Annotated in this window: 9 protein-coding genes; 7 read left to right on the top strand and 2 right to left on the bottom strand. The window is 58.6% G+C overall.

Annotation, left to right across the window (positions count from 1 at the left end; translation table 11 throughout):
- Positions 1-10: 10 nt before the first annotated feature.
- Positions 11-1279, bottom strand: coding sequence for an efflux RND transporter periplasmic adaptor subunit (locus KY494_RS16040; protein ID WP_219887487.1), 1269 nt, complete (start codon positions 1277-1279; stop codon positions 11-13).
- Positions 1280-1486: 207 nt separating this feature from the next.
- On the opposite strand from KY494_RS16040, the gene KY494_RS16035 reads away from it, so the two are divergent.
- Complete coding sequence (locus tag KY494_RS16035; RefSeq protein WP_258194270.1) at positions 1487-3052, top strand: DNA mismatch repair protein MutS; 1566 nt, start codon at positions 1487-1489, stop codon at positions 3050-3052.
- A 9-nt stretch (positions 3053-3061) separates the two neighbouring features.
- Here KY494_RS16035 and KY494_RS16030 read toward each other — a convergent pair whose 3' ends face one another.
- Positions 3062-4987 (bottom strand): phosphoethanolamine transferase, encoded by a 1926-nt coding sequence (locus KY494_RS16030; protein ID WP_219887485.1) that lies wholly within the window; start codon positions 4985-4987, stop codon positions 3062-3064.
- A 433-nt stretch (positions 4988-5420) separates the two neighbouring features.
- On the opposite strand from KY494_RS16030, the gene rpsL reads away from it, so the two are divergent.
- The 6 genes from rpsL (at position 5421) to KY494_RS16000 (ending at position 13659) form a co-directional block, all read left to right on the top strand.
- Entirely contained in the window at positions 5421-5804 is a 384-nt protein-coding gene (gene rpsL, locus KY494_RS16025; RefSeq protein WP_010394376.1) for a 30S ribosomal protein S12, read from the top strand.
- A gap of 152 nt (positions 5805-5956) precedes the next feature.
- Positions 5957-6427, top strand: a complete 471-nt coding sequence (gene rpsG, locus KY494_RS16020) for a 30S ribosomal protein S7 (protein ID WP_010394377.1) — start codon at positions 5957-5959, stop codon at positions 6425-6427.
- 108 nt (positions 6428-6535) lie between these two features.
- Complete coding sequence (gene fusA / locus KY494_RS16015) at positions 6536-8641, top strand: elongation factor G (RefSeq protein ID WP_099760934.1); 2106 nt, start codon at positions 6536-6538, stop codon at positions 8639-8641.
- A 72-nt stretch (positions 8642-8713) separates the two neighbouring features.
- On the top strand, positions 8714-9904 hold the full coding sequence (gene tuf / locus KY494_RS16010) for an elongation factor Tu (RefSeq protein WP_096233366.1): 1191 nt from the start codon (positions 8714-8716) through the stop codon (positions 9902-9904).
- A gap of 179 nt (positions 9905-10083) precedes the next feature.
- Complete coding sequence (rpsJ, locus tag KY494_RS16005; protein ID WP_010394389.1) at positions 10084-10401, top strand: 30S ribosomal protein S10; 318 nt, start codon at positions 10084-10086, stop codon at positions 10399-10401.
- Positions 10402-10896: 495 nt separating this feature from the next.
- Positions 10897-13659 (top strand): TonB-dependent siderophore receptor, encoded by a 2763-nt coding sequence (locus KY494_RS16000; RefSeq protein WP_258194269.1) that lies wholly within the window; start codon positions 10897-10899, stop codon positions 13657-13659.
- The last annotated feature ends 67 nt before the right edge of the window (positions 13660-13726 follow it).

Genomic DNA, 13726 nt, shown 5'->3' with positions numbered 1-13726 from the left:
GGGATGCAGCTTATTGATTGATGGAGATGCGGGCAGCGTTTTCAAACGATTCCGTGCCGGCGACGACGACCTTGTCGCCCAGCTTCAGGCCATCGAGAATTTCCACGGCCGAGACACTGGTAGCGCCCATCTTGATGGGGGTGCGGATGGCCACGCCGTCGCGCACCACATAGGCGAAACGGCCGCCTTCTGCCTCGACGAAGGGGCCGCGCGCCAGCATCAGCACATTCGGCTTTTCGTCGATCAGCAGGCGCGCCGTGATGCGCTGGTTTTGTCGTAGCCCTGCCGGTTGTTCACCATTGAAGCGCACGCGTGCCAGCACCTGGTTTTTCACTACTTCCGGCGACAGCGCCGACAGTTTCCCTGTCGCCTTGATGGCACCCGTTTCGATTTCCGCGCGCATGCCCAGGCCGATATCGGCCACATAGGTTTCCGGCACTTCCAGCTCGACTTCCAGCTGCGACAGGTCGACCAGGGTCATCAGCGCCGTATTGGCTTGCACCACGCTGCGGTTGGCCACCGACAGGGTGCCGATGAAGCCATTCACCGGTGCGCGCACGGTCAGTTCGTCGACGCGGCGCTGGGCGTTGTCACGGCTCAGGCGCTGGCGTTCCAGCTCATTCGCCTTGGTTTTCAAGGCCAGGGTCACGTCCTCGCTTTCCAGGCCTGCTGCCTGCGAAGCGTGCTTGCTGCGGATGTCGGCAGAATTCAAGGCATCCTTGGCCTTCTGGTAATCGATCTTGGCGATGATGCCCACTTGCGCCACGCTTTCGTAGCGTTCCAGGGTACGCTGTGCGGACAGGCGTTCGATTTCGGCCGTATCGGCTTCACGGCGCGCCAGCAGTTTCTGTTTCTTGGCCAGGATCTGCTGGCGCGCCACTTCCGCTTCCAGTTGCTGCACGCTCGACTGCTCCCGTTTCAGCGCGTCGGAGAGGTCCGGCGATTCCAACACGGCCAGGATGTCGCCTTTTTTTACCGTGTCACCGGCCTTGGCCTTCAATGTCACGGTCGCTACCGTTGTCGAATACAGGGTGGGACTGATGGCGGCCACCACCCGGCCATTCACGGCCGCGTCGCGGATCAGGGTGCCGCGCGTGACGTCGGCGATGCGCAGGCGGCTGCTGTTGACGGAATGCTCGCTGTTGCGCCAGCCGGCAACGGCAGCGATGGCGGCGCCGATGACGATGACGACGCCGGCCAGCAGCAGGGCACGTTGCTTGTGGCGCTGGCCCGGTGGGGCGGACAACACGGCGTCTTGGGAAGAGGTATCGCGGATCATGGTCGGGTCTCGTGGAGAATGCCTTTCCCAATGCACGATCCGTGCCAGTTATTAAGTCGTTGATTTGAATGGAGATTTTTTTTGGTGTCCGGCTGTCCGCCGTGTCCGCGCTGTCCAGCATGTCCGTTCGCGCAGGCGGCGCTTGATAAATTGGCAATCGTCTGCATCTGCTGTAGCGTTCCCTTCATTGACTCCTCTACCGGCGCCATGCATCCATTCCTCCAGCAATTTTTTCATGTCAGCCCCTTCGCGCCGGCGCTTGATTATCCTTTCGCGCGCAGCGACGTGGCGATGTTGCAGCTGCTGACGGGCGAGGCGCCAGCGCTCGATGGCCAGACCTGGGACGAGCTGCTGCTGGATCAGTATGCGGCGCAGCTGGCGCGCGAGACCAGCATCTTTGGCCAGCAGGAGCTACACCGGCGCCTGAGCGGTGGTCATGCCGATCCTGCCTCCATCGCGCGCGTCCGGCGATTGCTGGAGGAACCGGCCCAGGCGGCCAGCGTGCAGCGCGCCTGCCTGCCCTTGCGCCGGGCCGATACGGAAGTGAGCGAGACCCTGTTCGGTGCGGCGCTGGCGCCGGCGCCATGGTGGCGCGCCTGGCTATGGCTGGTGCCGCTGGCCTTGTTGCTATCCATCGCCGCCACCTGGCTGGTGGGTTGGCCTGCGCTGTTTGGCGTGCTGGCCGCCTGTGTCGCGCTAATGAGCATACAGGTGCGTTTTTACGAAAGCGCCAAGGTATGGGAACGCACGCTCGATACTCTGCGCCATCTGCTGCAAACCCGTGCCGCGCTGGCACGGCTCGATGTACCGGCGGCCGTGCCATTGGCTGCCGGCGGCGCGCAGACGGCAAAGCTGACGCGCGCCATCGAGCGCTCGCTGCTGCATTACGTGCCTTTCATCGATACGGTACTGGTTGAATATGGCGACTGGCTCTTGCTGAAAAACGTCAAGCGCTATTTCCGCACGCGCCAGCTGGTGGCGCAGCAGCTGCCCTTCCTGCGCGATAGCTTTGTCCAGGTGGCCCGGCTGGAGGCGGACCTGGCGCTGGCGCGGCACCTGCGTGCGGCGCCCGTATTTTGCTGGGCGGGCGCCGCAGCGCCGCGCGCGCTGGCCTTGCAGGGCATGCTGCATCCCTTGCTGGAGGACGCCGCGCCCCTGTCGTTCTCCGTGAAGGGCAAGGGAGGCTTCATCTCCGGCCAGAACGGTATCGGCAAGAGTACCCTGCTGCGTTGCATAGGCTTGAACCTGGTCTGCGCGCGGGCCTTTGGCTTTTGTCATGCCCACAGCGCCGATGTGCCGCGCCTGGCCGTGTATTCGAGCATGCAGAACGAGGACTCGCTCGATGGCGGCGAAAGTCTCTATATCGCCGAATTGCGGCGCGCGCGCGAGTTGCTGGCGCTGGCCGAAGCGGGGGCGCCAGCGCTGTTCCTGATCGACGAGATTTTTCGCGGCACCAACCACCTCGAATCGGTGGCGGCCGCGGCCGCCGTGCTGCACTCCCTGGCCGCGCGCCACCTGGTGATCGTCTCGTCGCACAACCTGGTGCTGGGGCCGCTGCTGGAAGACTGCCTGGCGCCGTGGTGCGTGCGCCGCGATGACGGGGGCGCGCTGCGGCTGGCGCCCGGCGTGCTGCAGGCCACCAACGGCATCGCCCTGCTGGCGCAGCGTGGTTTTGACGCCGGCATCGCTGACAAGGCCGGGCGCGTCTTCGACTGGCTCAGCACGCACATGGCGCAACCGGCCGATTGCGGCGGCGTGCTGGAACGGGGGTGATGGCCGCCCTTACTTGTCCTGCTTTTCCGGCGTGCTCTTGTCGATCACTTCGCGGCAATCGCCACGGATGATGGCGTTGTCGTAATTGGTCCAGCCGTAGCTGTCGACGTAGCGCTTGTGCTGCTTGAAGCGGGGGCTGGCGATGCTCCATTCGGGCTGTTCGCCGGCAAAGCGGATGTCGCCCAGGTCGAGCAGCGTGTGGAACATGTTTTCCGTCGACAGGCGCGCCTTCTGATGGCGCCGCAGCTGCGTCACCTTGTCCGGATAGTGCTGCTGGAATTGCGGCGAATACCAGACGAAGGCGGGCACGTGGAATTCGAATTGCGTGTTGTGGCCATGGAAGGCCAGGCGGCAGGTGCCGTCGTACAGGGTCTGGCCATGATCGGCCACGTAGACGAGCGAGCTGCGCAGGGCGGTGCGCTGGCCATCGTCCTTCAGCATGCCGATCACGTTCGACAGGAACCAGTCCGTGTACAGGATGGAGCTGTCGTAGCTGTTGTTCAGCTGCGGCTTGATGGCCGTGTCCGTGTAGACGGGCTTGTCGACGCCAAACAGCGACGGCTGCCACTTGTCGAAGGACTTCGGATAGCGCTGGCTGTAGTTCCAGTGGCTGCCCAGTGTGTGCAGCACGATGAGTTTTTTCGGCGCCGGGTCGGCCAGCGCATTCTTGAACGGGTCGAACAGGATCTGGTCGAAGTTCGAACTGTTGGTAAAGCCGCCCAGGTTCAGGAATTGCACCACGTCCGCTTCCTTGGCAAACACGGACACGGGCGTGTCGAACTGGCCGAACGAGATCTGGTTCGACAGCCAGTAAGTCTTGAAGCCCGCTTCCTTGTAGGCGGTGAGGAAGGATTTTTCCGAGAAGCCATCCTTGAGGCTTTGCGTGGCCGGCTTGCGCGAGATGATGACGGGCACGGACAGGCGCGTGGCGGAAACGGCCGTGATGACATCGGCCAGCGGCACCAGGTTGCTTTCCTGTTTCAGCAGGGGATTGGTGTCGCGTTCGTAGCCGTTCAAACTCCAGCGGTCGTAGCGCGACGATTCGCCGATCACCATGACCACCACTTCCGGATGGGCATCGGGCTGTTGCTGGTGCGCGCCGAAACGGAAGCTGCTGCTTTTCTGTCCCAGTTCGGCCAGGTACTTGCGTTCCTTGTAGAAATCGAAGCCGCGCGCGGCCAGGCCGAATGGCCAGGAATTGCTGACGGTGTCGAAGGCGTAGGGCAGGCGCGCCCAGTGGGGCAGGCTGGGCCAGCCCAGGCCCGTTTCGTCGGCGCCGGCGATGCTGGCGTTCTCCGGCTTGCTGCTTTCCTCGTCTTCTTCGGCCGTTTCGTCTTCGGTCGAGCTGGCGTCGCCGAAGCCGGAGGCGCCCGCCTTGCCGCTGGCCGCCGGCCCGCCGGCCTTGGCGGACGCGGGCGCGCTATGCAGAACCTTGGCCTCGAAACCGAATTCGTAGCCATACCACCAGAAGCCGCCCAGCAGGATCAGCAGCACGAAGGCGGCCGGGCGCGTCTTGCCGCGCCAGTCCAGGTCGCGCGTGCGCGTGGCCGCAAACCAGCCGAGCAGGCACCAGGCGATCACGCCCAGCATGACGGCGCCCATCAGCCACACTTTTTGTCCGAGGAATTCCATCGCTTCCTTGGGGCTGGTTTCGAAGATGATGCCCAGGTGGTGCGTGGAAATGCCCTGGCCGTAGAAGATGAACAGGTAGATTTCCGTCGGCAGGGCCAGGAAGGCGGGCACCAGCAGCCAGTGGAAGTACGCGGGACGCTTGAATACGCTCCAGACAGCCAGCCAGGCCAGCAGCTCGAAGGTGAGCATCTGCCAGGGATGCTCGAGCGCACGCCCCAGCAGCGCGGGGACGAAGGGCACGGCCGTCAGCAAGGCATACGTCAGGAGCAGGAACAGATTGGCAGGGCGAAGCAAGGAGCGCATAAGGGTGGGCGGGAGGGCAGCGAAAAATGTCCGCTATTATCAATCCTTTTGTTGTCTTGCGGTCGTACAAGAATGCGCGCGTCCGATGCTTGGCCGTAGAGAAAGAGTGTCAAATCATCAAGCACCGCGAGGTGCGGGCGTCTGCGCGCCGCAGCCAAAGATTAGTCAAAATGCCACAAAAGTGCCTCTTTTTTGCCTTTTTTTATAGCAAAAAGCGGTAAACTGATTGACCCCCTGTAACACAAGGTCTAAACTAGCGAGTTCTCGATTTTATTCTGCTCATCGTTTACGCATTACCTGGCATTTCATGGCCGCTCCTTATCGAGTGGCTGCGGGCGCCTCCGGTGCGCAGTTGATGGAAGCGGGACGAGGTTTTAGTCGCCGGGCATCTTGTCCGGGTTATTAATCGTAGTTTTTTGTTGGATTTATAACGATGCCAACCATCAATCAATTGATTCGCAATCCACGCGTCGCTTTGACCGTGAAGAGCAAATCGCCGGCGCTGGAAAACAGCCCGCAAAAACGTGGCGTTTGCACACGTGTTTACACCACGACTCCAAAGAAGCCTAACTCGGCTCTGCGTAAAGTCGCTAAAGTTCGCCTGACCAATGGTTTCGAAGTCATTTCGTACATTGGCGGTGAAGGCCATAACCTGCAAGAGCATAGTGTTGTGCTGTTGCGCGGCGGTCGCGTCAAGGATTTGCCGGGTGTGCGTTACCACATGGTTCGCGGTGCTCTGGATACCCAAGGCGTCAAAGACCGTAAGCAATCGCGTTCGAAGTACGGTACCAAGCGCGCTAAAGCTGGCAAGAAGTAATAAGTTGTACGCAGCAAACCCAAGTTTCGCTCAGTGGCAACTAGCTAAGTGAATGTAGTCGACCGCATCTGGTCGAGTAAGTGGAAGACTATGATGGTCGTCCGCGAGTGTGCGAAGAACGCGCGCTCAACTGAAGATTGAAAGGAATTGATATGCCACGTCGTCGTGAAGTACCCAAGCGCGAAATTTTGCCAGATCCAAAATTCGGCAACACTGATGTCGCTAAATTTGTAAACGTGCTGATGCTGTCCGGTAAGAAATCGGTTGCAGAAAACATCATCTACGGTGCTTTCGAGCACATCGCAGCAAAATCGGGCAAAGATCCGCTCGAAGTTTTTGCTACCGCAATCAACAACGCCAAGCCGCTGGTTGAGGTGAAATCCCGTCGCGTCGGTGGTGCAAACTACCAGGTGCCGGTCGAAGTTCGCCCAGTCCGTCGTATGGCTCTGTCCATGCGTTGGTTGCGTGAAGCTGCTAACAAGCGCAGCGAAAAATCGATGCCACAACGCCTCGGCGGTGAGCTGATGGAAGCGGCTGAAAGCCGTGGCGGCGCGATGAAAAAACGCGACGAAGTCCATCGTATGGCTGAAGCGAACAAAGCGTTCTCGCATTTCCGCTTCTAATATAAAGCCAGCTACCGCAAGGCGGCTGTCAAGCATCTGTTGTTCGAGGCCGGGCTCATTTTTGCAAAAAAATGCTGCTCGGTTTTGTCCATTCATTTAGGATTAATTATGGCCCGCAAGACCCCCATTGAGCGCTACCGCAATATCGGTATCTCCGCTCACATCGATGCAGGTAAGACGACCACCACCGAGCGCGTTCTGTTCTACACGGGCGTGAACCACAAGCTGGGCGAAGTCCATGATGGCGCTGCTACCACCGACTGGATGGCGCAAGAGCAAGAGCGCGGCATCACGATTACCTCGGCTGCTGTTACGTGCTTCTGGAAGGGCATGGCAAACAACTTCCCTCCGCATCACATCAACATCATCGACACCCCAGGCCACGTTGACTTCACCATTGAAGTAGAACGTTCGATGCGCGTGTTGGATGGCGCCTGCATGGTTTACTGTGCAGTCGGCGGCGTGCAGCCACAATCGGAAACGGTTTGGCGTCAGGCTAACAAGTACAAAGTGCCACGTCTGGCCTTCGTGAACAAGATGGACCGTACCGGCGCCAACTTCTTCAAGGTCTACGATCAGATGCGTTCGCGCCTGAAGGCCAACCCAGTGCCTATCCAGATGCCTATCGGCGCTGAAGACCTCTTTACCGGTGTTATCGATCTGGTCAAGATGAAAGCGGTCATCTGGGATGACGCTTCGCAAGGCATGAAGTTTGAATACGGCGAAATTCCTGCCAACCTGGCTGCTGAAGCTGCCAAGTGGCGCGAAAACATGGTTGAGGCCGCTGCTGAAGCGTCCGAAGAACTGATGAACAAGTACCTGGAAGAAGGCGACCTGACGGAAGCCGAGATCAAGGCTGCTTTGCGTCAGCGTACCATCGCCAGCGAAATCGTTCCAATGCTGTGCGGTACCGCCTTTAAAAACAAGGGCGTGCAAGCCATGTTGGACGCGGTCATCGAGTACCTGCCATCGCCAATCGACATTCCACCTGTCCCAGGTCTGGACGAGGACGAGCAGCCAGTCGAGCGCGCAGCCGACGACAATGAGAAATTCTCGGCATTGGCGTTCAAGATCGCAACCGATCCGTTCGTCGGTCAGTTGTGCTTCATCCGCTGCTATTCGGGCACGTTGAATTCGGGCGATTCGGTCCTGAACTCCGTGAAGCAGAAGCGTGAGCGTATTGGCCGTATCGTGCAGATGCAAGCCAATGAGCGCGAAGAAATCAAGGAAATGCGCGCTGGCGACATCGCCGCCGTCGTGGGTCTGAAAGACACCACCACGGGCGATACGCTTTGCGACGAGAAGGCAAGCGTCGTTCTGGAGCGCATGGTCTTCCCTGAGCCGGTGATTTCGCAGGCAGTCGAGCCAAAAACCAAGGCCGACCAGGAAAAAATGGGCCTGGCGCTGAACCGCCTGGCGGCAGAAGATCCATCGTTCCGCGTGCGTACCGATGAAGAATCGGGCCAGACCATCATCGCCGGTATGGGCGAGTTGCATCTGGACATCATCGTTGACCGCATGAAGCGCGAATTCAACGTTGAAGCGACCGTCGGCAAGCCACAAGTGGCTTACCGCGAAACGATCCGTAAAGTGTGCGAAGAGTCGGAAGGCAAATTCGTCAAGCAATCGGGTGGTCGTGGTCAATACGGTCACGTGGTTCTGAAGATCGAACCGCAAGAACCGGGCAAGGGTTTCGAATTCGTTGACGCGATCAAGGGCGGTACCGTTCCTCGCGAATACATCCCTGCAGTTGAAAAAGGTGTGCGCGACACGCTGACTTCGGGCGTGATGGCTGGTTACCCAGTCGTTGACGTGAAAGTCACGCTGTTCTTCGGTTCGTACCATGATGTTGACTCGAACGAAAATGCATTCCGCATGGCCGCTTCGATGGCATTCAAAGATGGCTGCCGCAAAGCATCGCCAGTCATCCTGGAGCCGATGATGGCCGTGGAAGTGGAAACACCGGAAGACTACGCCGGTACCGTGATGGGCGATCTGTCGTCGCGTCGCGGTATGGTACAAGGCATGGATGAAATTGCTGGTGGTGGCGGCAAGATCATCAAGGCCGAAGTGCCTCTGTCGGAAATGTTCGGTTACGCCACATCGTTGCGTTCGTCGACCCAAGGTCGTGCGACTTACACGATGGAATTCAAGCACTATGCTGAAGCACCTAAGCATGTGACTGAAGCGATCGTAAGCTCGAAAGCTAAGTAATAGAAGTTCCGGGCCGGCTTTCACGAGAATGCCGGTCCCTACATTTAAATCATTGTTCTAAGGAAGAATAAAATGGCAAAAGGTAAATTCGAACGGACCAAGCCGCACGTCAACGTCGGCACCATCGGCCACGTCGACCACGGTAAAACCACGCTGACCGCTGCAATCGCAACGGTTCTGTCGAAGAAATTCGGCGGCGAAGCCAAAGCATACGACCAGATCGATGCGGCACCAGAAGAAAAAGCGCGCGGTATCACGATCAACACCGCTCACGTCGAGTACGAAACGGCAGCGCGTCACTACGCGCACGTTGACTGCCCAGGCCACGCCGATTACATCAAAAACATGATTACCGGTGCTGCGCAGATGGACGGCGCGATCCTGGTATGCTCCGCAGCTGACGGCCCAATGCCACAGACCCGCGAACACATCCTGCTGGCCCGCCAAGTTGGCGTTCCATACATCATCGTGTTCCTGAACAAGTGCGACCTGGTCGACGACGCAGAGCTGCTGGAACTGGTTGAAATGGAAGTGCGCGAGCTGTTGTCGAAGTATGAGTTCCCTGGCGACGACGTGCCTATCATCAAAGGTTCGGCACGTATGGCGCTGGAAGGCAAAGAAGGCGAAATGGGCGTGGATGCAGTGTTGCGTCTGGCCGATGCCCTCGATTCGTACATCCCAACGCCAGAGCGCGCTGTTGACGGTGCGTTCCTGATGCCAGTGGAAGACGTGTTCTCGATCTCGGGTCGCGGTACCGTGGTCACCGGTCGTATCGAGCGCGGCATTGTCAAAGTCGGCGAAGAGATCGAAATCGTTGGTATTATCGATACCGTCAAAACGACTTGCACCGGCGTGGAAATGTTCCGCAAACTGCTGGACCAAGGTCAAGCAGGCGACAACGTTGGTCTGCTGCTGCGCGGCACCAAGCGTGAAGACGTGCAACGTGGTCAAGTTCTGGCCAAGCCAGGCTCGATCAAGCCGCATGCGCACTTCACCGGCGAGATCTATGTTCTGTCGAAAGACGAAGGCGGCCGTCATACGCCATTCTTCAACAACTATCGTCCACAGTTCTACTTCCGCACAACGGACGTGACTGGTTCGATCGAGTTGCCAGCAGACAAAGAAATGGTCATGCCAGGCGATAACGTGTCGATCACCGTCAAGCTGATCAACCCGATCGCGATGGAAGAAGGCCTGCGTTTCGCTATCCGTGAAGGCGGTCGTACCGTCGGCGCCGGTGTTGTTGCAAAAATCCTGGCTTAATTCTTAAGCCTGCATAAAAGAAGACGCGTCGTCGCCCGGCGCCCTTCTTTTTATTCAACTGCCGGGGTTGGCAAGCATTTTGGTGCTATCATGTCGACCCTGACGGTTGTTGCGTCAGAAATTCCCGTATGACCTCATTGCCGTGCAGACTGCGCGGTTCGTTCTTTTAAGGAAATATCATGTCGGCACCAAACCAAAAAATCCGTATCCGCCTGAAGGCTTTCGATTACAAACTGATCGACCAGTCCGCTCTGGAAATCGTTGAAACCGCGAAGCGCACCGGCGCTGTCGTCAAAGGCCCAGTACCACTGCCTACCCGTATTCAACGTTTCGATGTGCTGCGTTCCCCGCACGTCAACAAAACTTCGCGCGATCAGTTCGAGATCCGTACGCACCAACGCCTGATGGACATCGTTGACCCAACGGACAAAACCGTTGACGCGCTGATGAAGCTGGACCTGCCAGCTGGTGTTGATGTTGAAATCAAACTGCAATAAGAGTTTCAAGGGCGGCTGACAATACCGTAGCATCAGGTGTTGACAGCTGTTCCAGGCTGGCGGGGTGTCCCGCTGCCTGATGATGGGGCCGGGCCTGCTCACAAGCGTGAGTGCGCCCGGCCCCATTGCTATTGGCCCGCAGTATTGCGTTTACGCCGTACATCTTTCACTCCCCGTTCTCTTTCTCCGCTTTACTTTCTTTTTCTATCGTTATCCAAACTGGCGGACCAGGCCGGCACAGGCCAAATTGATCCCGGAAAACAACAAGTTGGCGGATAAAGTCGGATTAAAACAACAATTGTTAATTTCCCCCTTCCTTGCGTGGCCTCAATGTGAGAAATTTGTAATATACGGCGAGAATGTATGACTTTTTTACAAAAACGGTCAACGAGACGTATCGATTTACAAAACGAAAATAATATTTGAGGAGTAGTCTTGAAAAGTACGGTAAATAACAATACACCACGGTTGAAGAAAAGCACGCTTGCAATTGCATTGACATTAGCCTTCTCTCAATACGCCACAGCACAAACAACTGCCGAGCCTGTAGAAAAACTGCAGCGCGTCGAAGTCACCGGTAGTAGTATCAAGCGTACCGAAGCTGAAACAGCTGGCTCGCTGCAGGTTCTGACCCGCGACGACATCGAGCGCACCGGCCAGACCACGGCGCTGGGCATCCTGAATTCCTCCGCCGCCATCAGCACCTCGATCGACTCGGCAAGCTCCAGCTCCGGCAGCTTTGCTACGGGCTCCTCGGGCGTGGGCATGCGTGGCCTGGGCAAGGTCGCTACCCTGGTGCTGGTCAATGGCCGCCGCATTGCACAATACGGCCTCGCCGATGGCGCACAACAGAACTTCACCAACCTGGATGCGATCCCGGCTGCCGCCATCGAGCGCATCGAGATCCTGAAAGACGGCGCTTCGGCAATCTACGGTTCCGACGCCATCGCTGGCGTCATCAACATCATCCTGCTGAAAAACTTTGAAGGCGCCAAGATCACCGGCAACTACAAGGAAACCGACGGTTTCAAAGACCAGCGCAGCCGCAATGTTTCCGGCATCGTCGGTTACGGCGATATCGACAAGGATGGTTTCAACACCTACCTGACGTACGAATCCTACAAGAACGACGGTTACACCGCTGGCGACCTGCGCAGCCACTACCCTGAATGGCACCGCCAGACCCCGGGCCGTTCGACCTGGGACGCCCCGAGTGCGTTCTCGCCAACCGGCAACTACTTCCTGAACAGCACGAACATCGTCGCCGCGCCCGGCTGCCCGGCCGACAAGATCGACCCGAAAGACAAGCTGTGCAAGATGGATATCTTGCCGTACAGCGGCCTGACCACCAATGCCAAGCGCTATGCGCTGGCCAGCAACACGCACTTCCGCATTGGCAAGAACATCGACGCCAACTTCGAGATCACCAATGCCGGCGCCAGCAACGATTACATCGTCCCCCCGTTCAACGTCAGCAACGGTAGCGCCACCACGTCGCCGAGCACCTGGTACGACGCGATAAACGGCAAGATGGTCGGTCCATACTTCTATCCAAAATTGCCAGTTGGCCACGCCAACAACCCTTACGGCGTACCGGTGGAATACCGTGCCCGCATGATGGATACCGGCAACGGCTTCAACTTCAACCGCACCGAATCCGACCAGACGCGCGTCATGCTGAGCCTGAACGGCGACATCGGCAATTTCGACTGGAAATCCGCAGTCGGCTACATGAACTCGAAAGCCAACAAGGCCACCCGTGCCGTGAGCGCTACCGGTTACAACAATGCCATCGTCAACGGCACCTACAAGTTCGGCCAGCAAAACGATACCGCGCTGCTGGAGTCGATGTTCCCGGTGCGTACCACCAAGGGCGAGTCGAAGATCACCTTCATCGACGCAACCGTGTCCGGTGAAGTGGCGCAATTGCCAGCCGGTCCTTTGAACGTGGCGTTCGGTACCGACATCCGCCGCGAAAAGTATGAGATGGCCAGCTCGGACAACGTGCTGCGTGGTGACCTGGTCGGCATCGCCGGCCTGCAGGTCAAGGACACCATGGATCACTACGCGCTGTTCGCGGAAGCGACCATTCCGGTGGTCAAGCGTGTGGAAGTGAGCGCCGCGGTACGTGCCGACAAGTCCACCAACAGCGACGTGCACTTCTCGCCGAAGCTGGGCCTGCGCGTCAACGCCACCGATACCCTGTTGTTGCGGGCCACGGCCGCTGGCGGCTTCCGTGCGCCTAACATCGTGGAAACCGGTAATGGCCTGGGCCGCAGCTCGTTTGCCACCGATGTCAGCGATCCACGCCGTTGCGCAACCGCCAGTACCTTGAACAAGCTGGTGCAGAACAATCCAGCAGCCACCAGCGTCGACAAGGCTCAGGGCAACACCTTCCAGAACAGTGATTGCAAAGGCGGCGTGCCTAGCTTCGTGTCGGCGAACAAGGACCTGAAACCGGAAACCTCGCGTTCGATCACCGCCGGTTTCGTTTTCGAACCGGTCAAGAACTGGACTGTGGCACTGGACTACTACCATATCGAACGCAAGGACGAAATCGGTACCCGTGGCGTGGCTGACATCCTGCGCGGCGAAGCTGGTCTGCCAGCCGGACAGTTGGTGCGTGTCGATAACTCTGCTTCCGATGCGCAATTCCTGGCGCTGGTGAACAAATACGCACCAGGCAATACCACCAACTTCGGCGGCGTTGGCTCGATCGGCCTGCTGTACAACCCATACGTCAACAGCGGCAAGACCCGTGCTTCGGGCTTCGACTTTGACGCGGGTGGCCGTTTCAACACCAGTATCGGCCAGGTTCGCCTGAAACTGGAAGGTAGCTACCTGTGGAAGTACCAGGAGTTCAGCGTGACCGACAATGCCTATGACACTAACCTGGCAGGTAACTATGACCTGGGTTCGCGCCTGAAAACCAAGTTGCGCGCCAGCTTGAAGACCGGCTCGTTTGACCACGGCATGACCCTGAACTACGCCAGCGGTTTTAGCAACGACAGCCAGACTTCGCCAACCTACTGCGTCACCAACAAGGTTTCGGCTGAGAACATGGGTGTTTGCTCGCGCGTAGGCAGCAACACCACGGTCGACTACAACCTGTCGTACGGCGGCATCAAGAACACGCGTCTGAGCCTGTTCATTGACAATCTGTTCGACAAGGCTGCACCAGTGCAGTGGCGCAGAGGCTACGCTGAATCGTTCCAGATGCGTCGTATCGGTGTAACGGCCAGCTACACCTTCCTCTGATCGTCGTCAGTTGATACCCCACCGCCCGGTGCCGATGCCGGGCGTGTCAAAAACCAGGCCTCGTGCC

Origin of the sequence: Janthinobacterium sp. PAMC25594, assembly GCF_019443505.1 — a bacterium.
In the GTDB taxonomy this organism is placed as follows: Bacteria; Pseudomonadota; Gammaproteobacteria; order Burkholderiales; family Burkholderiaceae_D; genus Janthinobacterium.
Note: the sequence above shows the minus strand (reverse complement) of the source record. Positions and strands in the feature narration are given on the sequence as shown.